The 22,142-nt window shown below is 27.8% G+C and carries 23 protein-coding genes and 2 rRNA genes; 22 read left to right on the top strand and 3 right to left on the bottom strand.

Annotated elements, in window-relative coordinates; genetic code table 11:
- The 16 genes from NNC19_RS07595 to NNC19_RS07520 all read left to right on the top strand — a co-directional run.
- A 23S ribosomal RNA gene (locus tag NNC19_RS07595) occupies positions 1-74 on the top strand; the annotation flags it as partial.
- A gap of 77 nt (positions 75-151) precedes the next feature.
- A 5S ribosomal RNA gene (gene rrf, locus NNC19_RS07590) occupies positions 152-268 on the top strand.
- A gap of 309 nt (positions 269-577) precedes the next feature.
- Positions 578-1,750: a malic enzyme-like NAD(P)-binding protein gene (locus NNC19_RS07585; protein WP_310938028.1), complete on the top strand. Its 1,173-nt coding sequence runs from the start codon at positions 578-580 to the stop codon at positions 1,748-1,750.
- 21 nt (positions 1,751-1,771) lie between these two features.
- A complete protein-coding gene (locus NNC19_RS07580) occupies positions 1,772-2,743 on the top strand; it encodes a 2-keto-3-deoxygluconate permease (RefSeq protein ID WP_310938027.1) in 972 nt (323 codons plus the stop codon).
- Between the two features lie 122 nt (positions 2,744-2,865).
- Positions 2,866-4,491, top strand: a complete 1,626-nt coding sequence (locus NNC19_RS07575; RefSeq protein ID WP_310938026.1) for a sensor histidine kinase — start codon at positions 2,866-2,868, stop codon at positions 4,489-4,491.
- Complete coding sequence (locus tag NNC19_RS07570) at positions 4,466-5,137, top strand: response regulator (protein ID WP_310938025.1); 672 nt, start codon at positions 4,466-4,468, stop codon at positions 5,135-5,137. Before NNC19_RS07575 ends, NNC19_RS07570 begins: the two co-directional genes overlap by 26 nt.
- Positions 5,138-5,250: 113 nt before the next feature.
- Positions 5,251-6,078: a VanW family protein gene (locus tag NNC19_RS07565; protein ID WP_310938024.1), complete on the top strand. Its 828-nt coding sequence runs from the start codon at positions 5,251-5,253 to the stop codon at positions 6,076-6,078.
- Positions 6,079-6,096: 18 nt separating this feature from the next.
- A complete protein-coding gene (locus NNC19_RS07560; RefSeq protein WP_310938023.1) occupies positions 6,097-6,684 on the top strand; it encodes an ACP phosphodiesterase in 588 nt (195 codons plus the stop codon).
- An 82-nt stretch (positions 6,685-6,766) separates the two neighbouring features.
- On the top strand, positions 6,767-7,462 hold the full coding sequence (locus NNC19_RS07555) for a response regulator transcription factor (RefSeq protein ID WP_310938022.1): 696 nt from the start codon (positions 6,767-6,769) through the stop codon (positions 7,460-7,462).
- 110 nt (positions 7,463-7,572) lie between these two features.
- Positions 7,573-8,484 carry an ABC transporter ATP-binding protein gene (locus NNC19_RS07550; RefSeq protein WP_310938021.1) on the top strand — a complete coding sequence of 304 codons (912 nt, stop codon included), beginning with the start codon at positions 7,573-7,575 and terminating at the stop codon, positions 8,482-8,484.
- On the top strand, positions 8,477-9,217 hold the full coding sequence (locus NNC19_RS07545; RefSeq protein WP_310938020.1) for a hypothetical protein: 741 nt from the start codon (positions 8,477-8,479) through the stop codon (positions 9,215-9,217). Before NNC19_RS07550 ends, NNC19_RS07545 begins: the two co-directional genes overlap by 8 nt.
- A gap of 6 nt (positions 9,218-9,223) precedes the next feature.
- Positions 9,224-9,928, top strand: a complete 705-nt coding sequence (locus NNC19_RS07540; RefSeq protein WP_310938019.1) for an ABC transporter permease — start codon at positions 9,224-9,226, stop codon at positions 9,926-9,928.
- A gap of 20 nt (positions 9,929-9,948) precedes the next feature.
- Positions 9,949-10,872, top strand: a complete 924-nt coding sequence (locus NNC19_RS07535; protein WP_310938018.1) for an ATP-binding cassette domain-containing protein — start codon at positions 9,949-9,951, stop codon at positions 10,870-10,872.
- Positions 10,865-11,608 (top strand): ABC transporter permease, encoded by a 744-nt coding sequence (locus NNC19_RS07530; protein WP_310938017.1) that lies wholly within the window; start codon positions 10,865-10,867, stop codon positions 11,606-11,608. Before NNC19_RS07535 ends, NNC19_RS07530 begins: the two co-directional genes overlap by 8 nt.
- Positions 11,609-11,637: 29 nt before the next feature.
- Positions 11,638-12,540: a HAMP domain-containing sensor histidine kinase gene (locus NNC19_RS07525; RefSeq protein ID WP_310938016.1), complete on the top strand. Its 903-nt coding sequence runs from the start codon at positions 11,638-11,640 to the stop codon at positions 12,538-12,540.
- A 49-nt stretch (positions 12,541-12,589) separates the two neighbouring features.
- Positions 12,590-13,819 carry a cytoplasmic protein gene (locus tag NNC19_RS07520; RefSeq protein ID WP_310938015.1) on the top strand — a complete coding sequence of 410 codons (1,230 nt, stop codon included), beginning with the start codon at positions 12,590-12,592 and terminating at the stop codon, positions 13,817-13,819.
- A 161-nt stretch (positions 13,820-13,980) separates the two neighbouring features.
- Here NNC19_RS07520 and NNC19_RS07515 read toward each other — a convergent pair whose 3' ends face one another.
- Together NNC19_RS07515 and NNC19_RS07510 are read right to left on the bottom strand one after the other, a co-directional pair.
- Positions 13,981-14,382 carry a hypothetical protein gene (locus tag NNC19_RS07515; RefSeq protein WP_310938014.1) on the bottom strand — a complete coding sequence of 134 codons (402 nt, stop codon included), beginning with the start codon at positions 14,380-14,382 and terminating at the stop codon, positions 13,981-13,983.
- A gap of 145 nt (positions 14,383-14,527) precedes the next feature.
- Positions 14,528-15,157, bottom strand: a complete 630-nt coding sequence (locus NNC19_RS07510) for a CatB-related O-acetyltransferase (protein ID WP_310938013.1) — start codon at positions 15,155-15,157, stop codon at positions 14,528-14,530.
- A 335-nt stretch (positions 15,158-15,492) separates the two neighbouring features.
- On the opposite strand from NNC19_RS07510, the gene NNC19_RS07505 reads away from it, so the two are divergent.
- The 4 genes from NNC19_RS07505 to NNC19_RS07490 all read left to right on the top strand — a co-directional run bounded on the left by NNC19_RS07505 (position 15,493) and on the right by NNC19_RS07490 (position 18,836).
- A complete protein-coding gene (locus NNC19_RS07505) occupies positions 15,493-15,921 on the top strand; it encodes a hypothetical protein (protein WP_310938012.1) in 429 nt (142 codons plus the stop codon).
- A gap of 55 nt (positions 15,922-15,976) precedes the next feature.
- Positions 15,977-16,411, top strand: a complete 435-nt coding sequence (locus NNC19_RS07500) for a hypothetical protein (protein ID WP_310938011.1) — start codon at positions 15,977-15,979, stop codon at positions 16,409-16,411.
- Positions 16,412-16,806: 395 nt separating this feature from the next.
- Positions 16,807-17,604: an esterase gene (locus NNC19_RS07495; protein ID WP_310938010.1), complete on the top strand. Its 798-nt coding sequence runs from the start codon at positions 16,807-16,809 to the stop codon at positions 17,602-17,604.
- Positions 17,605-17,798: 194 nt separating this feature from the next.
- Positions 17,799-18,836 (top strand): hypothetical protein, encoded by a 1,038-nt coding sequence (locus NNC19_RS07490; RefSeq protein WP_310938009.1) that lies wholly within the window; start codon positions 17,799-17,801, stop codon positions 18,834-18,836.
- Between the two features lie 43 nt (positions 18,837-18,879).
- Here NNC19_RS07490 and NNC19_RS07485 read toward each other — a convergent pair whose 3' ends face one another.
- Positions 18,880-19,650, bottom strand: coding sequence for a GntR family transcriptional regulator (locus NNC19_RS07485; RefSeq protein WP_310938008.1), 771 nt, complete (start codon positions 19,648-19,650; stop codon positions 18,880-18,882).
- Between the two features lie 319 nt (positions 19,651-19,969).
- Here NNC19_RS07485 and udp point away from each other — a divergent pair, with 319 nt between their 5' ends.
- Together udp and NNC19_RS07475 are read left to right on the top strand one after the other, a co-directional pair.
- Positions 19,970-20,746 carry a uridine phosphorylase gene (gene udp / locus NNC19_RS07480; protein WP_310938007.1) on the top strand — a complete coding sequence of 259 codons (777 nt, stop codon included), beginning with the start codon at positions 19,970-19,972 and terminating at the stop codon, positions 20,744-20,746.
- 138 nt (positions 20,747-20,884) lie between these two features.
- Positions 20,885-22,075: a phosphopentomutase gene (locus tag NNC19_RS07475; RefSeq protein WP_310938006.1), complete on the top strand. Its 1,191-nt coding sequence runs from the start codon at positions 20,885-20,887 to the stop codon at positions 22,073-22,075.
- Positions 22,076-22,142: the final 67 nt, after the last annotated feature.

Raw genomic sequence — 22,142 nt, 5'->3', positions numbered from 1 at the left:
GGTTGATAGGTCAGAGGTGTAAGTATGGTAACATATTTAGCTGACTGATACTAATAGGTCGAGGGCTTGACCAATAATATAAAAGTACAAGAATACAACAAGGAACTGTGTGCAATTTTCAAAGAATAGAATTCTTTGAAAATTAAAAGCATCTGGTGATAATGGCGTAGAGGAAACACTCCTTTCCATTCCGAACAGGAAAGTTAAGCTCTACAGCGCTGATGGTACTGCATGGGAGACTGTGTGGGAGAGTAAGACATTGCCAGGTAATTAAAGATAGCTCTAGTGTAGATGATTTTTCATTTATACTAGAGCTATTTTATTATTAAAATTTTTATAATAAATAATAGAGAACCAATGAAAAGTTAATTAAAATTTTCATTGGCTTTTTTATTGAAAAGATTAAATATAGAAAGAGATAGATTATAAGGCAAAATATGTTAAAAATATAACAAACTATTTTTTATGACCAAAAAATATTTTTTAAGTACATAAAAACTTAAATATACGATTTAGTGCTACCATGTAATACAAACGGACTATTTATAACTAATATAAGGAAGGGAATGTTATAAAAATGAATTATTTTGAAGAAAGTTTAAAATTACATGAGAAAAATATAGGAAAACTAGAAATAGTATCAAAAGTAAAAGTTGAAACAAAAGATGACTTAAGTTTAGCTTATACACCAGGAGTAGCTGAACCTTGTAGAAAAATTCATGAAAATGAAGAAAATGTTTATAAATATACATCAAAAGGAAATATAGTTGCAGTAGTAACTGATGGAACAGCAGTATTAGGATTAGGCGATATAGGGCCAAAAGCTGGACTACCAGTTATGGAAGGAAAAGCAGTTCTGTTTAAAGAATTTGCTGATGTCGATGCATTCCCAATATGTTTGGATACAAAGAATGTTGACGAAATTGTACAAACTGTAAAGATGATAGCACCAGGTTTTGGAGGAATTAATTTAGAAGACATTGGAGCACCAAGATGTTTTGAAGTTGAAGAGAGATTAAAGAAAGAACTTGATATACCAGTATTTCATGATGATCAACATGGAACAGCAATAGTTGTTCTAGCAGGTGTAATAAATGCTTTAAAAGTTGTTGATAAGAAAATAGAGGATGTAAAAGTTGTTGTTAATGGAGCAGGAGCAGCTGGAACTGCTATAGCTAAATTATTACTTTCTTTAGGAGTAAAGAATTTAATTGCCTGTGACAAGGTTGGTATTCTTTACAGAGGAATAGAAAATGTAGATGATGCTAAGAAGGAACTTGCAAAGATAACTAATCCAGATAACATTAAAGGAAACTTAGGTGATGCATTAACAGGTGCAGATGTGTTTATAGGAGTTTCAGCACCAGGAATAGTAAGCAAAGATATGGTAAGAAATATGAATAAAGATTCAATTCTATTTGCAATGGCAAATCCAACACCAGAAATAATGCCAGATGAAGCAAAAGCAGCAGGAGCAAGAGTAGTAGGAACAGGAAGATCAGATTTTCCTAACCAAGTTAATAATGTATTAGCTTTTCCTGGAATATTTAGAGGTGCATTAGATGTTAGAGCAAAAGAAATCAATGAAGAAATGAAAATTGCAGCAGCTTATGCAATAGCTAATTACATAAAAGATGAGGATTTAAATGAAAATAATGTAATTCCAAGTGCTTTAGATAGAAATGTTGCAACTAATGTAGCAGAAGCAATAAGGACAGCTGCAAGAAAAACTGGAGCAGCAAGAGTATAAAAAGGAATGGAGTGATAAAATATGCAAATTCCAATAAAGAAGACACTTGATAAAATTCCAGGAGGAATGATGGTTGTTCCACTTTTTCTAGGGGTATTAACAAATACATTTTTTCCACAATTCTTAGAAATTGGAGGATTTACTACTGCATTATTTGGCCCAAAAGCAGCAACAACAATTTTGGCTTGTTTCATGTTTTTAATTGGGTCACAAATTAATTTTAAATTAGCACCAAAGGCAATAAAAAAAGGTGCAATATTAGTAATTGGACAATTTATAGTAGGTGCCAGTATTGGTATAATTGTAGGAAAAGTTTTTGGACCAGCAGGAGTATTAGGATTATCACCTCTTGCAATACTAGCAGCATTAACAAATTGTAATGGTGGATTATATGCTTCACTTGCTTCACAATATGGAGATGAGACAGATGTTGGAGCTTATGCTATACTATCTATAAAAGATGGCCCATTTTTCACATTAGTTGCATTAGGTGCATCAGGACTCGCACAAATTCCTTTTAAATCACTTATAGCAGTATTAATTCCAATAATAATAGGAATGATTTTAGGAAATATTGATACTGATATGAGAAAATTTCTTGGAGGAAGTAAGTTATTATTAATTCCGTTTTTCTCATTTCCATTAGGTGCAGGAATGAACTTAGGTAATATTGTAGATGCAGGATTACCTGGAGTATTATTAGGTGTAGTGGCTGCATTTACAGGTATAGGATCATTTATTCTTCTTAAAATATTTAAAGAAGAACCTGTACTTGGATTAGCAACAGGAACAACAGCAGGAAATGCAGTAGCAACACCAATTGCAGTTGCAGCAACAGATCCAACACTAGTTGCAGTGGCTACAGCAGCTACAGCACAAGTTGCAGCTTCTTGTGTAATATCAGCTATAATTTGTCCGTTTATTGTTTCATATGTTTTTAAAATATATGAAAAGAAAAAAGCAAAAAAATTAAATAGTGAAGTTGCTATATGATGAAAAATATTATTAGATAAGATATATTTAAACACGGGAAATATGAAGGATATTTTTATAATATCCTCTACGTTTCCGTGTTTTTAAAGTTTTAATTTAAATATTAAGGATGAGATAAGATTATGAAAAAGACAATGAAATTACAGACAAAACTTACTTTATTGGTCATTTCAGTAGTATTCATTTCTATACTTATAATCACATTTTTTGTTGTTTCATGGATGACAAAAAATATTGAAAGAAAGGCTAGAACCAATATTACCAATGTAGCTGAGCTGGTTGCACATTCTAAGGAGATAATAAGTGCACTTGAGGTTAATGATCCAAATGGAGAGATTGGACCTTATATTAATATGCAACTAGGAAATTTAGAACAAATTGAATATGTTACTGTAGCTAATATGAAAGAAATTAGATATTCACATCCAAACCCTGAAATGATTGGAGAAAAATTTGAAGGTGGAGATGAGAGGCGGGTAATAGAAACTGGAGATACATATATTTCTGAAGCTAAAGGGTCATTAGGAAAATCATTAAGAATTTTTGCACCCATATATGATTTAAAAAATGATAAGATGATAGGTTTTGTGTCAGTGGGTACACTTACTCAGAGTATTGAAACAGATAAACATATAGCTATTATATATATAATTTTAATTGCGCTTGGTGGACTTTTGGCAGGAATAATAGGTGCGTTTTTATTAGCAAGAAATATAAAGAATACTTTGCTAGGACTTGAACCAAACGAAATAACAAAACTTTACAATGAAAAGATGGGAATGCTTGATGCTATTCATGAAGGGGTTGTAGCTGTTGATGATGAGGGAAAAATTACTCTTATAAATGATTCGGCATTAAATATATTACACTTTGGAAAAAATACTGATAAAGTAGAGATTATAGGACAAAATGTAGAGGATATTATTCCAAATACACGTTTAAGTAATGTGTTAGAGACAGGTAAATCAGAATATGAAGAAGAGCAAAGGATAAATAATACTGTTATAATGACAAATAGAGTTCCCATAGTTAATAGAGGAAAGGTTATAGGAGCCATAGCTAGCTTTAGAGATAAAACAGAAGTAACAAAGATGGCAGAAGAACTTACTGGAATTAAAAAGATGACTTGGTCTTTAAGGGCTCAAAATCATGAATTTATGAATAAGCTTCATACTGTTTCAGGGCTTATACAATTAGAAGAGTACAATGAAGCATTGGAGTTCATTTCTAATGTAGCCAGAGTAAGAAAAAATATAAGCAATATTCTAACTGATAACATAAAAGATGCATCTATATCAGCATTATTATTAGCAAAATATAATAAGGCTGAAGAGTATAGGGTTAAGATGAATATTGATGAAAATTCAAATTTTACAAAGTTACCAGAAAATATAACTTCAGAAGAAATAGTATCAGTTTTAGGAAATTTAATAGAAAACTCTTTAGATGAAGTAAAAAATGATGGAACAGGGTTAATATATATAAAAATAGTTGAAAACAATAGCTTATTAAATATAGTAGTTAAGGATAATGGAGGGGGAATATCAGCTGAACATATAGAAAAGATATATGAGCAGGGATTTTCAACAAAAGATGGTCAACGTGGAAATGGAATGTATATAGTAAAGAAAATAATTGAACAATGTAATGGTGTAATAAATCTTGAAGTAGATAATGGCATACTTTGGAATATAGTTATACCAATAACAAGGAGTGGTGAAAATGATTCAAGTGGTAATTGTAGATGATGATCCAATGGTTAGAAAAGTAAACTCTATGTTTTTGAAAAAAGTAGAGGGATTTAATTTGGAGAAAGCTACTTCAACAATTGCTGAATTGAAAAAACTTATATCAGCTAAAAAGCCAGATTTAATATTACTTGATGTATATCTTCCTAAAGAAAATGGAATTAATTTTTTAAAGTGGTTAAGAGAACAAGAAATAGCAATAGATATTATTTTAATTACAGCAGAAAATTCTATTGAAAAGATACAAGAATCTTTTAGATATGGAGTGGTGGATTATCTAATTAAACCTTTTACCTTTGAAAGATTTAAGGAAGCACTAAATCAATTTAAAGATAGATACAATAGATTAAAAAGAAATGATGAGTTAGAACAAGATGAGCTGGATAAGCTTATATTTTCTGTTAATGCTTTTTCAAATGATGAAGTTATTAAGGGATTTAGTAAATATACATATGAATTAATATATGAGGAAATAAAAAAAAGAAACAAAGAGGATTTTACAGCAGAAGATTTAGCCGGAAAATTAGGTATGTCAAGAGTAACTGTTAGAAGATATCTTGAATATATGGAAAATGAAAAAAGTGTTGAAAAATTAATTGAATATGGAAAAGTTGGGAGACCTCTGAATAAATATCATAAAATTTGATTAACATCTGATTAAAACTAGATATTGTTGTGATAATAATATAGAATAAAAAGAGTTATGAGTGAAATAAATAATTAATAATTATTGAAATAGGATATATTAAGGAGATAAAAATGGAAAAAAAGTTATTAAGTCAAAGACACCCAATACTCTATTTTCTTGCTGTTTGGTATAGACGTATAAAAAGGTACAAGCATTGGTATTTTAGTTCAACTAAATTTACTAAAGTTAGAGATTCTAATAAACTACCATATAGGGTTAAAAAGCATCAATCTGTTTTAATCAGAAAATTAGGTGATAGCGATGTACAATTACAACTTAATAAGATTGAAAATTTAAAGATAGCAATAAAGAAGATAGATGGTAGTATCATTAGACCAGGAGAAGTTTTTTCGTTTTGTAAAACAGTAGGACTTCCAACCAAAGCCAAAGGATATCTCCCAGGAATGGAACTTTGTTTTGGTGAAGCAAGGCCGGGAATTGGAGGAGGCCTTTGCCAAATTGCAAATCTTTTAAATTGGCTTACAATACATAGTCCTCTTACAGTAATAGAGCGTCATCATCATAGTTTTGACCCATTTCCAGATGACGGAAGAGTTCTTCCTTTTGGTAGTGGTGCAACTATATTTTATAATTATGGAGATTTTCAAATTAAAAATGACACAAATTATACTTTTCAAATAAATCTTTGGATAACTGAAAAATGTTTAGAAGGTGAGCTTAGAATAGATAAAAATCTTGATTTTGCTTATCACGTTTTTGAAAAGAATCATAAATTTCTTAAAAAAGAGGATAAATTTTATAGAGAGAATGAAATATGGAGAAATAAGATTGCTAAGTTTGAAGGCGGGAAGATTTTAGATACAGAACTTGTTACTAAAAACTTCGCTTTAGTAAAATATATTCCTACAGAATATGAAGAAGTTGCAATTGATAAATAAATTAAAAAAGGAGAAAATATGAATTATTTAGCGCATATATATCTTGCTGAGGATAATAAAGAAAATATGTTAGGAAATTTTCTTGGAGATTTTGTGAATAAATCTTTGGAAAATAAATTTGATGATTCAATAAAGCGTGGGATTTTTATGCATAGGAAACTTGATACTTTTACAGATTCACATGAAGACTTTATAAGGAGTAGAAGTAGAATTTCAAGTGTTAATAGGAGACTTGCTGGTGTATTAATAGATATATTTTATGATCACTATTTAGCTAAAAATTGGAATGAGTATTCTTCCATATCATTAGAAGAATATGCTGATAATTTTTATAGAATATTTAAAGAGTATCCTTACTTTTTGCCCGAAAAATTAACTAAAAGAATGCCTTTTATTATAGAAGAAAATTGGCTTCTTTCATATAGAGAGTTAAGTGGTATTGAAAGAACAGTTGATAGAATTTCTAAAATAGTTTCAAATACAAGGCATCCTTTAGTAAATCCTATGGATGAACTTATTAATAATTATGAAAGTTTTGAAGATGATTTTAAATGCTTTTTCCCTCATGTAATTAAATATGCAAATGAGCTTAAAATTGTACTTTAGGGAGAATAACTTAGCTTAAACATGAAATTAAGGACGGTTTTATATTGGAATGGAGTATATTAATGATGTGAGGTGATATATTATGAGTAAAGAAGTTATGATATTAGTAGTGGAAGATGATAATGATATAAACAACATGGTATCTAGTTTAGTGAAGAAAAATGGCTATGATGTTGTACAAGCTTATTCAGGAACTGAAGCTTTATTATATATCCAGAATAAAGAATTTGATTTAGTGTTACTTGATTTAATGTTGCCTGGAATGAATGGAGAAGAATTATTGCAACATATAAGAAAAACAAAAGAGATGCCTATTATCGTGATTTCAGCTAAGATTGATAAAAATGATAAAGTAAACCTACTTAATTTAGGTGCTGATGATTACATTACTAAGCCTTTTGATATTGATGAGCTATCAGCTAGGATTAATTCAAATATTAGAAGATATACTCGATTTAATAATCATAATGAGGAACAAGAAAATTTAACTTTTAAAGATATTATTTTAAATAAAGATACAAAAGTTGTTCAAGTTAATAACAAAGAAATATCTTTTACAGCAAGAGAGTATAAAATATTAGAACTGCTTTTAAGTAATCCTAAGAAGATTTTTTCAAAAGCGAACTTATTTGAAAGTGTTTGGGGAGATGAGTATTTAAGTGATGAGAATACAATAAATGTTCATATAAGTAATTTGAGAAATAAGCTTCAACATGCTAATCCAGAGGAAGAGTATATTGAAACTATATGGGGAATGGGATATAAATTAAAATCATAAGAGCGTATAAACTTAAGGTTTTCTTAATGAATTCTTTAAGTTTTTTTTTATTTTTAATTATAGGATAATCTTGTCAGATAAATCAATTGAATTTAAAAGGAGATTATTGTATGAATGAAGTTTTAAGAATAAAAGATGTTACCAAAACTTATGGAAAGCAAACAGTACTTAATAAGGTTAATTTATCCTTAGAAGAAGGTGAGATTATGGGTCTTGTAGGTCCTAATGGGGCAGGAAAGACTACACTTATGAAAATTATAACAACCCTTGTGAGAAAGTATGATGGAGAAGTTTATATAAATAATGAAAATATAAAAGAGAAAAGAAATCATATTACTAAGCAAATAGGCTGTGTTATAGAAACACCTGGATTTTATCCAGATTTAACTGGATATGAGAATTTGCAATTTTTTGCTGAGATTTCAGGATTAAAGGATAAAGATGAAATTAATGAGATAGTTAAAGCTTTAGGAATTGAAGATTATGTAGGCAAAAAAGTTAAAAAATATTCTCTAGGAATGAAGCAAAGACTTGGAATTGCACAAGCTGTTTTAACTTATCCACCAATATTAGTATTGGATGAACCAACTAATGGATTAGATCCAGCTATAGTGCCTCAACTTAGAAAATTCATAAAATACTTAGCTGAAAAAGAACACATATCAGTATTTATATCAAGTCATATTCTCTCTGAAATTGAGCAAATGTGTGATAAGGTTGCATTTATACAAAATGGGAAAATAGTTAAAATTGAAGATTTAAACAATAATGAAAAAAAGATGGCTAATATTCAATTTTTAACCAGTAAACTTGAAAAGTTAAAAGACTTTTTTAATGAAAGAAAATTGGATTATAAGGTAGTAGGGAAAGATAAGTTACAGTCTACAATAAATTCTAAGGAGTTGGAAACTCTAGTTTTAGAGATAGCTAAAGGGAATATCCCACTTAGAGGGGTTAATGAGATAAAAGAAAGCTTAGAAGAAAGATATTTAAGGACTATGGGGGATGATAAGAATGTATAAGTTATTTAAAATGTCATGGTTAAATATTAGAAACTCATTAAAATCAAAAGTATTTTTCTTAGGAATTCTTGCAGCTTTCATCTATTCCTCTCTTTGGGCTTTATTTGTTCATCCCAAAATGTATGGACTTCTTGAGTATGATTTTGAGATGGGACGTTTTCTATTTCTAATAATGCTTTATGTAGCTGTTTCTATCTTAAGAGATGATATAAGATTTAACACCAATAAAGCTGTTTTTACAGGAATATTTTCTAGAGTAGAAGTAATGATTTCAAAGGTAATGTCCTTAATTATATGGGGTGGGATATTTTTTGCTATAGTGGAAATAGATAATGTCATCATTGCGTGCATTTTATATAAGAAGATAGGAATTAATGGATTTCTAGCTTTAAATCATTTAGAATTATTCATCATATATCTTGTAATAATGCTAGTTATGGGAAGCTTTATGATGTTAGCAGTTTCAATAGTATTTAAAGAAAATAAAGCTATTCTTTTTCTTATAGTATTTTTAGGTATGATAAATTTTTATACAGCTGGAATAGTAACATTAGTTAATAGGAAACCAGAAATAGCAGCTTCTTTAACAGGATATATGATTACTCCTTTTTATAATATAGGAGTTTTAGCGCAAGGATATTTCAATATGGAATCAATAATTATTAATTTAGCATGGGCAATATTATTTATTATTAGTTCTACTATTATAATTTATAGAAGAGAAATTAGGTGATTTGTCGTGAAAAGAGTTTTTAAGATTATGGCTTTAGAAATAAAAAGAAAAAGGTTCTTGTTAAATTTAATGATTTCTTTCTTCCTTGTGAGTTGTATACTATTTTTAAATTATTTTTTATCAAAAAATTTAAGCGTTATGAATTTAAAAGATATTCCAATAATATATTTACGGCTAATTTCATATGTTATGCTAGTTAATTGTAGCTTTTCTTTAACACAAGAATTTACAAATAAAACAGATAAAATTATATTTACAGGTATATTTACTAGAAATGAAATAATGATTTCAAAGTTAATTAGTTTTTGGATCACAGGCATAATATCATTTGTTTTCTATGAAATTATATCTATAATATGTGGCACATTTAATTTAAATATTATATTTAGTAATTTTATTTCTTTTTTTATTTATAGCTTTACTTTAGGTTCATTCATACTTTTAATTTCAGGGATTACTACTAATTTTATAATTACAGGGATTGTAGGTTATTTATTATACTTTGATTTAATATTAGTACTCTTTAATCAAGCATTAGCATCAAGCACAAATGAAATTCTAAAATATGTTATAGAAAAAATACCTTTTTATATAGCTAATACTGGTTTTTATTTGGGTAATTATACAGGTTTGCAATCTATTATTATGGCTGCTTCTGGAATGTTATTTTTAATAGTGGCTTGTGTTATAATTAATAGAAAAAATATGTAAATAATAAGGAAATTAAAATAATGGATGATTATATATTAAAGATAAATAATGTTACAAAGAAATATAAAAATGTAATAGTTCTTGATAACATTACAATGAAAATAAAAAGAGGTCAGGTGTATGGTCTTATAGGACTTAATGGAGCTGGTAAAAGTACATTACTTAAAGTTATAACAGGGCTTGTTCTTATTAATGATGGAGATATAGAACTATTTGGAGAACATGAAAAAGAAAAAATAGAAAAGAGTAGAAGAAGAATAGGTGCAGTAGTAGAAAAACCAGCACTTTATGATAATAAAACTGTATATGAAAATATGAATATAAATAGAATACAAAAAGGTATACCAGGAGAAGAGTGTATTAAAGAGTTATTAAATACAGTAGGATTAATAGAGCAAATGAATAATAAGGTTAAAACTTTATCTTTAGGGGGAAAGCAAAGGCTGGGAATTGCTATGGCAATGCTTGGAGAACCAGAATTTCTAATTTTAGATGAGCCCATTAATGGTTTAGATCCAATCAAGATTATTGAAATTCGTGATCTATTTAAAAGATTAAATTTAGAATATGGAATTACAATACTTATATCGAGCCATATCCTTGGAGAAATTTATCATGTTGCAAATCAATATGGTATTATACACAAAGGCAAAATAATTGAAGAGATAACTATAGAAGAACTAAATGATAGGTGTAAAAAGTATATTCATATAAAGGTTGATAATGCAGCTAATGCAGCTGTTGTTATGAGTAAAAAATTAGGAACTACAAACTTTAATGTTTTCCCTGATAATATTATAAAGCTTAATGATTATATAGAAGAGCCTTGGAAAGTTACAGAAATTCTTGTTAATGAAGGGATAAAAGTAGAACAGCTTATAACTATGGGTGAAGATTTGGAAGGATATTTTGCTAAAGTAATAGGGGGAACAATAAATGCTTAATTTATTGAAGAATGAATTTTATAAATTGAAAAAATCAAAGATGTTTTATTTCTGCCTATTTTGTATCATAATGCAGGCTGTTGTAGTTTATTGTATTCCAGATAAGACACTATTAAAAAGTGGGAAGGAAATGTTAAGATACATTACGAATGTTCAAAATGGTTTAGGAACAAATATGGTAATTGGAGTATTTGCAGCAGAATGTATTGTGACAGAATTTACTTCAGGGTATATTAAAAATTTAATTGCTTATGGGCATAAAAGAATAACTATTTTTATGTCAAAAGTTATAGTTTATTATACAAGTAGTATAATTATGGGACTGGCTTTACCAATAGGAATGATGATAATAAATACAGCTATTAATGGATATGGGGAAATATTTGATTTAAAAGCTTTTGTGCATTTAATAGGAATGATTTTGATTGTAGTAGTTATTCAAGTTGGAATATGTAGTTTAAATGTTTTTGTTGCTTTTATATCAAGAAGTGTTAATATTACAGTTATTGCAGCTATAGTATTTGATTTTATAAATAGATTGATAAATATAATGGTTGTTCAAAAATCATCTTGTGAATGGGCTATAAATCATTATGTATATTCTCAACCTACAATTGTATTCTCATATAATGTAAGGACAAGAGATTTTATTCAAGCAATAATTGTTTCATTAGTGACCATAACTATAACAACTGTAGTAAGTATCTACTCTTTCAATAAAGCAGATATTAAGTAAAAGTATATTTAATGGAGGATAAATTATAAATGATATATATTATTTTGGCTTTATTGATTATATCTATATATTTAGGATTCCGCTTATTTTATGTGGAAAAGCAAGTGGTAAGCTTAGTAAGACAGCTTAAAAACATTAATAAAAAGAGCATAGATAAAAAAATTACTATAGGATTATTAAATAAAAAAATAGAAGTTTTAGCAGAGAATATAAATGAGGTCATACAAATAAAGAAACAAAGTGAAGCAAATAAGGTGAAAATTGAAAATGAATTGAGACAAACAATAGCAAATATGTCTCATGATTTAAGAACTCCTTTAACATCAATTAAAGGATATATACAATTTTTAAAATTAGAAGATATTACTGAAGAGGAGAAAAGGCAATATTTAAATGTAGCAGAGGAACGGGTAAAAACTTTAGAGATTTTATTAAATGATTTTTATGAATTGTCATTAATAGAATCTTTAGATTATAAAATTGAATTAAAAAAATTAAATATAAATAGAGTTACAGAAGAAATCATTTTAGAAAAATATTCAGATTTTACAAATAGAAATATAATGCCAAAAATCCAAATGCCAAAAGAAAATATATTTATCATAGCAGATAAAAAAGCTTTAGAACGTGTAATTGAAAATTTGTTAAGTAATGCAATTAAATATGCAAAAGATAGGATAAATATTTACTTAGAGGTTGAAGAAGGAATGGTGTTATTTAAAATAAGTAATACAACTCAAAGCTTAACATCACTGGATGTAGAACATATTTTTGATAGATTTTATATGGCAGATAAAATAAGATCAGGAAATGGAACAGGACTTGGACTGGCTATTACAAAAGGGTTAGTGGAAAAAATGAATGGTACTATAAAGGCGGGCTTAAAAGATAATATGTTTATTATATGTTTTAAATTGAATAGAGTAATGTAATGTTTTATATTAAATAGTAAAAGAAATATTGGCATTAAGGAGAGTGTTTATGTTGGTAAAAACAAAGGTAGAAAAAATTCAAACATTAAATAGCTCAGAGATTTTATTTAGTGTGAAAAATGGATTAGCCAAATTAAATAGTGATTTTATTAAGAATGAAAATGAAGAAATAAAGTTAACATATTTTTTAGAAGATACTCCCCTAATTATGATTAATTCAGAATACTGTCCAACATGTTTTTCTATGATTCAATTAGCTGAAGGAAGAGAAAGTGTGGATAATAAAATTATTAGTATTTTAAATAATATAAATGAAATAGAGAATCTAGAGGATGGATTTCATAAAATTAAATCAATATTATCTTTATTGCATGATGGTTATTATATCTTGAAAGAAACAGAATTAATTCCTACAGATGGTGAAGAAAATTATTTTTGGAATTTAAATTCAAAAAGTAAAAATTATAATGCAAGTGCAGATTATTATTATCCTAATTATGGGGTAATTTATGGGCAACCTAAATTTATGGTACCTTCTCAAGGAACAAATTGTTATAACAATGAAAGAGTTGAATATTATAGAGAAAAAATAAAAAATGGAGAAAAGTTATATGGCATTGCTATTGAACTGGGAGGTTTTCTAGCACTCTTGATAGATGGGCATCATAAAGCTACTGCTTCATATTTAGAAGGGAAAACTCTTAGTTGCATTACAATAATAAGACCATACAAATATAATAATTACAATATTGGTGAAGAAGGAATTAATTATTTAGGGAAATACATTCCTTTCAATAAATTAAATAATTCAAAAGATATAAAAGACTATTATAATAAAGATAATAACACTAGTAGTGCAGATAAATATAAAAAATTGATATTGGAAGAAAAACAAACTATACAAATTAATATAGGTAATTCTAGGGTGAATTTTCCTTGTTATGATGATATAGCATTATCATATTTAGCGGAAGATACTTCTGAAGAAAAGGTAACAGAATTGCTAAATTATATTGGAGAATATCCATTAGAAGAACTGAAATATGTATTTTATAATTTTAAAGTTAATAATAAAGCAAAAGCTAGAGAATTATGTTTTAAAATTCTATCCTTAATCTGTTTTCAAGAGATCTGGGATATATGTATTGAGTTTTTATCTAGCTATAGAGACGAAGAAGTAGAAGAGATATTTATAAATATCATTGTTGAGTATGATCAATATAATTGTAGTAACTATGGTAATATTAAAAATATAATTGATTCTTATTTTAAGTTATAATAAGGGTTATCTATTGAATTTAGAGAACTCGTATTAAGGATTCTCTACTTTAAAATGGAAAGTTATTAATTCAAGACTAACTTTAAGTATCTTGGAGAAATTTTATTACTAAGAAACCCACAGAAATCTTGTTATGATTTTTGTGGGTTTCCATTATTACGTTAATTTATAGCTTGCAATTTAATAGTTACAGTAATGTCATTGAAATCATTATCTGTTCCATCTTCAAAGTTATATGAATAGTTCTTTTCATTGATAACATTTGATTTTATATTATTTTCAATAAAATTAGTATTCATAGAAACTCTATGAAAACTAGTTATTAAATAATATTTAGGAACAGAGGAACAATTTTTTATAGTAATCTTTTGTAAGCCATTAGGTCGTTTATTATTAGCTTCATGAATTACATCACCATTGGAAAATTTGGAAACCAATATAATATTCTCATATGCAGCCTCACTAGTAAAGCTAAGAGTTGCAGTAGAGAAAGAAGGAATAATTAATACACCACAGTTGTAACCATTAACATGATGGGTTTTGCAAATATTATTAAAATTCAAAATACATTCCTCCTAATTTTTTAGTTTTCATAATAATATAATATGACAAATAATGTTATATTGTTATTTGTATAATTAAAATTTATAAGCACCAAGATAATAGAGTATGTACTATCTTGGTGCTTTAGTTTAGATAACAAATGTATTATATTAATTTATTAATATTTCCAGATTGAATATGTTCAATATTTTCTTGGATTTTCTTATATGGCCAATCCCACCACCTGATTTTTAGTAATTTTGAAATAACATCTTCATTAAATCTTTTCTTTATAATTTTTGCTGGTACGCCTGCTACAATAGTGTATGGGGGGACATCTTTAGTAACTAGGGCTCTAGTTCCAATAATTGCACCATCTCCGATTTTTACTCCTGACATAATTATAGCATCATAGCCTATCCATACATCATTTCCAATTATGATATCACCTTTGTTATCCCAAGCATCTTTTGGGTGTAAGGATTCATTCCATTCTTCTCCAAAGATAGGAAAAGTATAAGTGGATAGTGATTTCATTGTATGATTTCCACTATTCATAAGAAATTTTGCTTTACATGCTATTGAACAAAACTTGCCAATAATTAATTTATCATGGTTTATTGGGTAATGATAAAGTACATTATTTCTTTCAAAATCTCTTGGATCATTATTAAAATCATTATATATTGTATAATCTCCAACTTCTATATTATCTTTTGTAATTACATTTTTTAGATATACAATTTGGTAATCTTTACTTCTTGGATATATTTTATTTGGGTTTGGAATAGTCATGTTTAATTCACTCCTTGATATTTTATATTGATTTTCTGACTATTCCATTAATACAATGCATCTTTTCATAGAATCACCTCTGAAATATTCTTTTACGGTTTTATTTTACAAACTGTTATTTATATAAGTATATATCAAATGAATAAAAAATTACAAATATCCAATATGAGTTAAATATACTTTTATTTTTTATAAAATTTTTATTTAATATGAAAAATAAAATTGTCGAAATTGGAAACAAATAGTAGGTTGTTTACATATAATATATTAGTTGAGAAATATTATATTTTATTAATTTTCGTAACAAATATTGAGTAAATTGGGGAGGAGCATAAATGGTTACAATACAGCAATTTGAATATTTTCAGCTGGATGATAATGCTTTTGGAAATACTAAAATCTTAGTATCAACTATGCCTTATGTAATTGGCGAAGTATTTATAGATGAAGTCCTTAAGGGGGATGCTATTTGGCTTAATGCAGTAGTTGGTGGTGTGGATAATAATAAAGGATGTATATCTCCATATATTACTTTTAATCTTTATAAAGGAAATGTATTTATACCAGGAAAGGAAATATATTTTGCTCCTCTAGATGCTGATAAGGCTGGAGATGTTACCAATGTGCCAATTTCTTATGTTGATTCTATAGATAAAGGGGCAAGAAATGTAAGGTATGTTTTAGCAGTACAAATAGATGAAGGTATACAAAATGTATTTATAAGAGGACCTATTACTTTCACAGCACTACAATTTAGACCATAAGTAGAATAAATTAATTTTCTTTAATAATAAAATTATTTTCTGAGGAGGAATTTTCATGGCAACAGTACAATCATTTAAGTTTTTTAGTTCAGTAAATACACCTACTGACAATTTAATACCAGTAACAACTACTCCTACCGTAATAGGAGAACTTAATATAACTGATTTAAGGCAAGGGGATCTTATTTGGTTAAATGCAGTAGTTGGAGGAGTTGACAATGATAGTTCAACAACTTTTGCTAGTGTTGAATTAAAAATATTTAAAGGTCAATTAACTTTTCCAGGACAAGAAATTTATAAAGCTGTTCAAGAAGTGGATAGAGAAGGTAATGCAGATATTGTAAATGTACCATTATCTTATGTGGATGTTATAGGAACTGGTATTACAAGTGCTAGGTATTTATTAACTGTACAATTAGCACAAAATGTTAATAGTGTATTTGTTGATGGACCTATTACTTTTACAGCAACACAAATTAGACCAGCATAAATAATATTAATAGTAAATTTAATATAGTTTATATTTTATAATAGGAGGATAAGAGTAGATGCTAATTATAGCTACTTATCCTCTTTTAATTGTATTTTATGAATTTCTCAAAGTTAAAAGAAAATAGATAATGTAATTAGAAAAAATTATCTGTTGGAGATTAAAAGAGAACTTATTTTTAGTGGAATGTATTAGAAAACTTGACTGAAATATGGAAGGCGCTTATTATAATAAATACATGAATAAATAATTGTAATGATTAAGATTATTTTTATTATCTTTACAATTTTGTATGTACTTGTTTATGAATTGATATCTAAAACACATTATAATATCGTACAACAAAAGAATTAGAAATTGGTTAATAAGGATAAATTTACAGGAGGAGAACTGATATGTTAAGTATTAAAGAAATTTTTAATAAAGAGATAGTTTATAAAATTAATAATATGGACAAGATTTGCATACAAAAAAACATAGTTTATAAATCTGTAGGTAAAAAAGAAATGCTAATGGATTTATATACTCCTTTTATTAATAAAAAATTACCTGTAGTAATTTTGATACATGGAGAAGCTTCATCTGTAAATTTTAAAGAGTCAGGTCAACATATTTCATATGGGAAATTAATAGCAGCGTCTGGATTAAATGCAGTAACTTTCAATCATAGAGTTTTATCTGATGGAGATAATATCAAAGAAGTTAATAAAGATATAGAGGAACTTATTAAGTATTTAATAGAAAATGCTGATAGGTTAAATATAGATAAAGATAGAATCGCAATTTGGTGTTTTTCAAGTGGTGTTCCATTTGGGCTGTATGCAGGGATGAATAATAATATTGAATCTATTAAGGCTATTATTGCTTATTATGGTTTTGGAGATTTTAAAGCAGTGGGAAAATTGCTAGAGATAAAGATAGAGGAAGAAGACATAGAGAAATATTCACCAATAAATCTCATAGATGAAAATTCAAATAGAGTTCCACCTTTATTCATTGCTAGGGCAGGACTTTATAATCCTATAGTTAATGAATCAATTGATAACTTTATTACAAAAGGACTTAAACACAATTTAAATTTTGAAATTTATAATCACTATACAGGTGGATATGCATTTGATTTATTTAATGATGAGGAAAGGTCATATGAAATAATTTCAGAGTCATTAAACTTTTTGAGAAAACATTTATAATAATAGGGTATTAAAATAAATTTATCTACTAACTACAAAAAAGAGAATTCATAAATTTGAATTCTCTTTTTTGAGCATAATATCATTGAGAAAATTGAAACAAAAATCTTATAACTATGTACAAAATTGATTTAATAGTAGCAAAGAAATTATTTTGCAAGGAAATGATAAAATAGACTTAGGAGAGATTAAATATGAAAAATATAAAAAGGAAGCTATTATTTTTAGAGAAAATATCTAATACTTATTCAGATATTACTCAAAGAAAACGAGCAACTAGTAGCTATTCATTAGATGAGTATCCAAAAAGCGATGCCAGTGAGGAAAACAAATCAAAAGTATGGTATGCTCCAAATGTAACAGGAAGAGTTGTATATCATAGTTATAATTCTTATGGTGATGGAAGTAGTAGTTTATATGTTCTTAATTTAGAAACTAAACTTCTTGATCGTATAAGCTCGTCGTGGACAAATGTTTCAGATCCTATGAATGCTGTGTGGACTGCAGATGGTAAAAAGATAGTGTTTATGGGGATAGATAATTCAAATTGTACTTGGGATTTGTATTCATATACTATAGGGAAAAATGGAAATCCTATAAATTTGACCAATAATTCTAAAAGTAGGGATGAAGATCCTAAATTTTATCCTGGCAGCAATAATAAGATAGTATTCAAATCAACTTATGGAGAAATGTATTATATAAAAACTATGGATATTAGTGCTAATATAATAACAACTATTTATTCAAGTTCTTCAATGGAGTGTTCAATGCCTTTTTATTCTGATGATGGAGTGTATATTTTTTTCTCAGGATTATTAAGGGATGAAGCTGATATATATGTAATTCCATCTTTAGGAGGCATTCCAGAAAAGGTATCAGGATGTGCTGATGTTGGAATTTCAGAATACTATCCAATAACAAAAGATAGTACAGGATTTTTTTATACAAGACCTGATCCAAATGATATGATATATTTTAAAAATACACAAACAGATGACAAACCAATAAATATGCCATTTAATGTTTCAGATGCTGATAATTCAGATGTTTGTGTTGTAAATTCAAATTATACCATAATTTCCAGTAATAGATTAGGAGGAGTAGGTGGCTATGATTTGTATATATGTGATAATAAGACTGGTGAGTCGTGGTCATTAAATAGTTATAATGATGAAGTTAACACATCTAAGAATGAATTAGGAGCAGCATACACTTCAACAATAAATTAATTATAGAAAATAATCATTGAATTTAACTAGATAAATTCAATGATTATTTTTTTGGGTGAAGCTTAATAGAACTAGATTTTATAGGTAAATAATGTTTATTAGATGCAATGGGAAATTCTGAGTCTTTATATATGGTTTCTTGTATTAAATGAAATTGGTTTTCATGTGAAATAGGATATTCTTTAGCAGCAAAGTTACCAGAGGTAGAATATTTTACCTCAACTAATGTATCACTACATAGTTCATAGATTTCTTTTTCTAAAAATTTTAAAACTTTATCATCATCATTTAAATCTAAATTAAACTTAGAGATAGTTTCTATTGGCAATAAAGTAAAAGTATAAGAAACTACATTTCCCAAAGATTTAAACCATCTGTCTACTAATACTACAGCAGCAGTTTTCTTAACTAAAATTTTATTAAAGTAGTCTGTTGAAGGTTCTATGCGAAGCTGAATTTTAACATCATCAATTTCGTTATTTATACATTTATATAGAGGATGGCCTATTGTTTCTAAGCCAGTATTTTTTTCAGGTGCAGATTTTATTATAAAATTTCCTTTTCCTCTAATATTACGCACTAATCCATCATCTTGTAATAATGCAAGAGCTTGTCTTAGAGTGGTTCTACTTACACCTATTAATTTTGCAAGATTAGGTTCAGATGGTAATCTACTTCCTTCAGGAAAAGTACCTTCAATTATCATTTTAAAAAGCTTATTATATACACTTACATATCTTAATTCTTTCTCTTGTCTAAGTAGATTAAATTTATTCATAAAAATATCACCTTTCCTATATACTTGTTTAGACAAGTGGTTATATTAAATAATGTTTTTTATTTAAATATATTATTTATAAAAATTATAATTTTAATTCTATAATTAAATTAATTTCTTAGTGAGTATACACTATATTTTTGTAAAAACTCTAAAATATATTTTATCATAGGTTAATATTAATGTATAACTTTAAATATAAAATAGAAAAATATATTGACAGGGAAAAATAGACATGCTATTCTCGGTGTATAGATAATTATACAAGTTAATAGACAAGTTAAATAATAAAAAATGTTTTCTAAAATACGTTTGTAATCGTATTCTAATGATAGTTTGAATGGAGGCTTTATATATGATTTATTCACAAGGTTCAGGAAAAGAATATCACATTAATGTTGGAAAAGGAGAAGTAGGGAAATATGTTATACTTCCAGGTGATCCCAAGAGATGTGAAAAGATAGCTGCACATTTTGATAATCCAGTATTAGTTGCAGATAGTAGAGAATATGTTACTTATACAGGATATTTAGATGGTGTAAAGGTAAGTGTTACATCAACAGGAATAGGTGGACCATCAGCAGCAATAGCTCTGGAGGAATTGGTGAAATGTGGAGCTGATACTTTTGTAAGAGTAGGTACATGTGGAGGAATGGACATAGATGTTAAAGGTGGAGAGGTTGTTGTTGCAACAGGTGCAATAAGAGCAGAAGGAACAAGTAAAGAATATGCACCAATAGAATTCCCAGCAGTTGCAAACTTTGAAATTGTAAATGCATTAGCAGATGCTTCTAAGGAGCTTAAAAAGAGCTATCATGTTGGAGTTGTGCAATGCAAGGATTCATTTTATGGTCAACATTCACCAGAAACAAAACCAGTTAGCTATGACTTAATGAATAAATGGGATGCATGGCTAAGATGTGGATGTCTTGCATCTGAAATGGAATCAGCTGCTTTATTTGTAGTAGGTAGTTACTTAAAAGTAAAAGTTGGCTCAGTTTTTTTAGTAGTTGCTAATCAGGAACGCGAAAAGGCAGGACTTGAAAATACACAAGTTCATGATACAGAAGCAGCAATAGAAGTTGCAGTTCAAGCAATTAGAAATTTAATTAAAAATGATAAAGAAAAATAGTTTGAAAAAACATTAATTATTGCTAATATCTTTTAATTAAGACTAATTGGAAGTATAAAACTCTTAATTAGGTAGAAAATAAATTAGCTAATAAATGCAAATTCATACTTAAAAGGAGCTAATTAGAAAGGATAAGTTATGAAGAAATATAATAGAATTTTTACAATTGTAGTTGATTCACTTGGAGTAGGAGAAGATAATGATTCAAAGGATTATGGGGATATAGGTGTAGATACACTAGGACATATAGCAGAATCTGTAGAAAGTTTAAAAATTCCTAATTTACAAAAACTAGGGTTAGGAAATTTACATCCTACTAAACATGTAGAACCAATAGAGAAGCCTTTAGGACATTTTATGAAAATGCAAGAAGCAAGTATAGGGAAGGATACAATGACTGGCCATTGGGAAATGATGGGCATAAAGATAGAAACTCCATTTCAAACATTTACTGATACAGGCTTTCCACAAGAATTATTAGATGAATTAGAAAAGAGAACTGGTCATAAGATTGTAGGGAATAAAAGTGCTAGCGGGACGGAAATATTAGATGAGCTTGGAGAACACCAAATAAAAACAGGAGATATGATTGTATATACTTCAGCAGATTCAGTATTACAAATTTGTGGTCATGAAGAAACATTCGGGTTAGATGAACTGTATAGATGTTGTGAAATTGCAAGAGAATTAACTCTTAAAGATGAATGGAAAGTTGGAAGAGTTATAGCAAGACCATATGTAGGGATGAAAAAAGGTGAATTTAAACGTACAAGTAATAGACATGATTATGCCTTAAAGCCATATGGTTTAACTACACTTAATGTATTAAAAGATAATGGGTTAGATGTAATATCAGTTGGAAAGATAAATGATATATTTGATGGAGAAGGTATAACAGAATCACATAAATCAAAAAGTTCAGTTCATGGAATGGAACAAACTATAGAAATAATGGATAAAGCTTTCAATGGATTGTGTTTTGTCAATTTAGTTGATTTTGATGCTTTATGGGGACATAGAAGAAACCCAATTGGTTATGCAGAAGAACTAGAAAAATTTGATGTTAACTTAGGTTTTGTATTAAGTAAATTAAAAGAAAATGATTTACTAATAATTACAGCAGATCATGGTAATGATCCAACTTATACAGGTACAGATCATACACGTGAATTTGTTCCATTCTTAGCATATTCACCATCCATGACTGGAAATGGATTAATGGAAACAAGTAATGGGTTTGCTGCCATTGGGGCAACAATTGCAGAGAATTTTGAATTGAAAATGCCTAAGAATACAATTGGTGAATCAGTATTGAATAAACTTATTTAATATTAAAAGATATTTAACAGTTAGCTTCAGAATAGTTTTTTGACAAAACACATATTTCCAATTATGT

This window comes from Clostridium sp. SHJSY1, from assembly GCF_031626875.1.
In the GTDB taxonomy this organism is placed as follows: domain Bacteria; phylum Bacillota; class Clostridia; order Clostridiales; family Clostridiaceae; genus Clostridium.
The sequence above is the reverse complement of the archived record's forward strand: the minus strand, read 5'-3'. Positions and strand labels throughout refer to the sequence as shown.

Coding starts and splice junctions, on each gene's coding strand:
- NNC19_RS07535 (WP_310938018.1), top strand. CDS start 9,949: ATGGATGATTATATATTAAAGATAAATAATGTTACAAAGAAATATAAA.
- NNC19_RS07545 (WP_310938020.1), top strand. CDS start 8,477: ATGTATAAGTTATTTAAAATGTCATGGTTAAATATTAGAAACTCATTA.
- NNC19_RS07555 (WP_310938022.1), top strand. CDS start 6,767: ATGAGTAAAGAAGTTATGATATTAGTAGTGGAAGATGATAATGATATA.
- NNC19_RS07475 (WP_310938006.1), top strand. CDS start 20,885: ATGAAGAAATATAATAGAATTTTTACAATTGTAGTTGATTCACTTGGA.
- NNC19_RS07565 (WP_310938024.1), top strand. CDS start 5,251: ATGGAAAAAAAGTTATTAAGTCAAAGACACCCAATACTCTATTTTCTT.
- NNC19_RS07575 (WP_310938026.1), top strand. CDS start 2,866: ATGAAAAAGACAATGAAATTACAGACAAAACTTACTTTATTGGTCATT.
- NNC19_RS07530 (WP_310938017.1), top strand. CDS start 10,865: ATGCTTAATTTATTGAAGAATGAATTTTATAAATTGAAAAAATCAAAG.
- NNC19_RS07520 (WP_310938015.1), top strand. CDS start 12,590: ATGTTGGTAAAAACAAAGGTAGAAAAAATTCAAACATTAAATAGCTCA.
- NNC19_RS07510 (WP_310938013.1), bottom strand. CDS start 15,157: ATGACTATTCCAAACCCAAATAAAATATATCCAAGAAGTAAAGATTAC.
- NNC19_RS07525 (WP_310938016.1), top strand. CDS start 11,638: ATGATATATATTATTTTGGCTTTATTGATTATATCTATATATTTAGGA.
- NNC19_RS07490 (WP_310938009.1), top strand. CDS start 17,799: ATGAAAAATATAAAAAGGAAGCTATTATTTTTAGAGAAAATATCTAAT.
- NNC19_RS07505 (WP_310938012.1), top strand. CDS start 15,493: ATGGTTACAATACAGCAATTTGAATATTTTCAGCTGGATGATAATGCT.
- NNC19_RS07580 (WP_310938027.1), top strand. CDS start 1,772: ATGCAAATTCCAATAAAGAAGACACTTGATAAAATTCCAGGAGGAATG.
- NNC19_RS07585 (WP_310938028.1), top strand. CDS start 578: ATGAATTATTTTGAAGAAAGTTTAAAATTACATGAGAAAAATATAGGA.
- NNC19_RS07500 (WP_310938011.1), top strand. CDS start 15,977: ATGGCAACAGTACAATCATTTAAGTTTTTTAGTTCAGTAAATACACCT.
- NNC19_RS07560 (WP_310938023.1), top strand. CDS start 6,097: ATGAATTATTTAGCGCATATATATCTTGCTGAGGATAATAAAGAAAAT.
- NNC19_RS07570 (WP_310938025.1), top strand. CDS start 4,466: ATGATTCAAGTGGTAATTGTAGATGATGATCCAATGGTTAGAAAAGTA.
- NNC19_RS07495 (WP_310938010.1), top strand. CDS start 16,807: ATGTTAAGTATTAAAGAAATTTTTAATAAAGAGATAGTTTATAAAATT.
- udp (WP_310938007.1), top strand. CDS start 19,970: ATGATTTATTCACAAGGTTCAGGAAAAGAATATCACATTAATGTTGGA.
- NNC19_RS07550 (WP_310938021.1), top strand. CDS start 7,573: ATGAATGAAGTTTTAAGAATAAAAGATGTTACCAAAACTTATGGAAAG.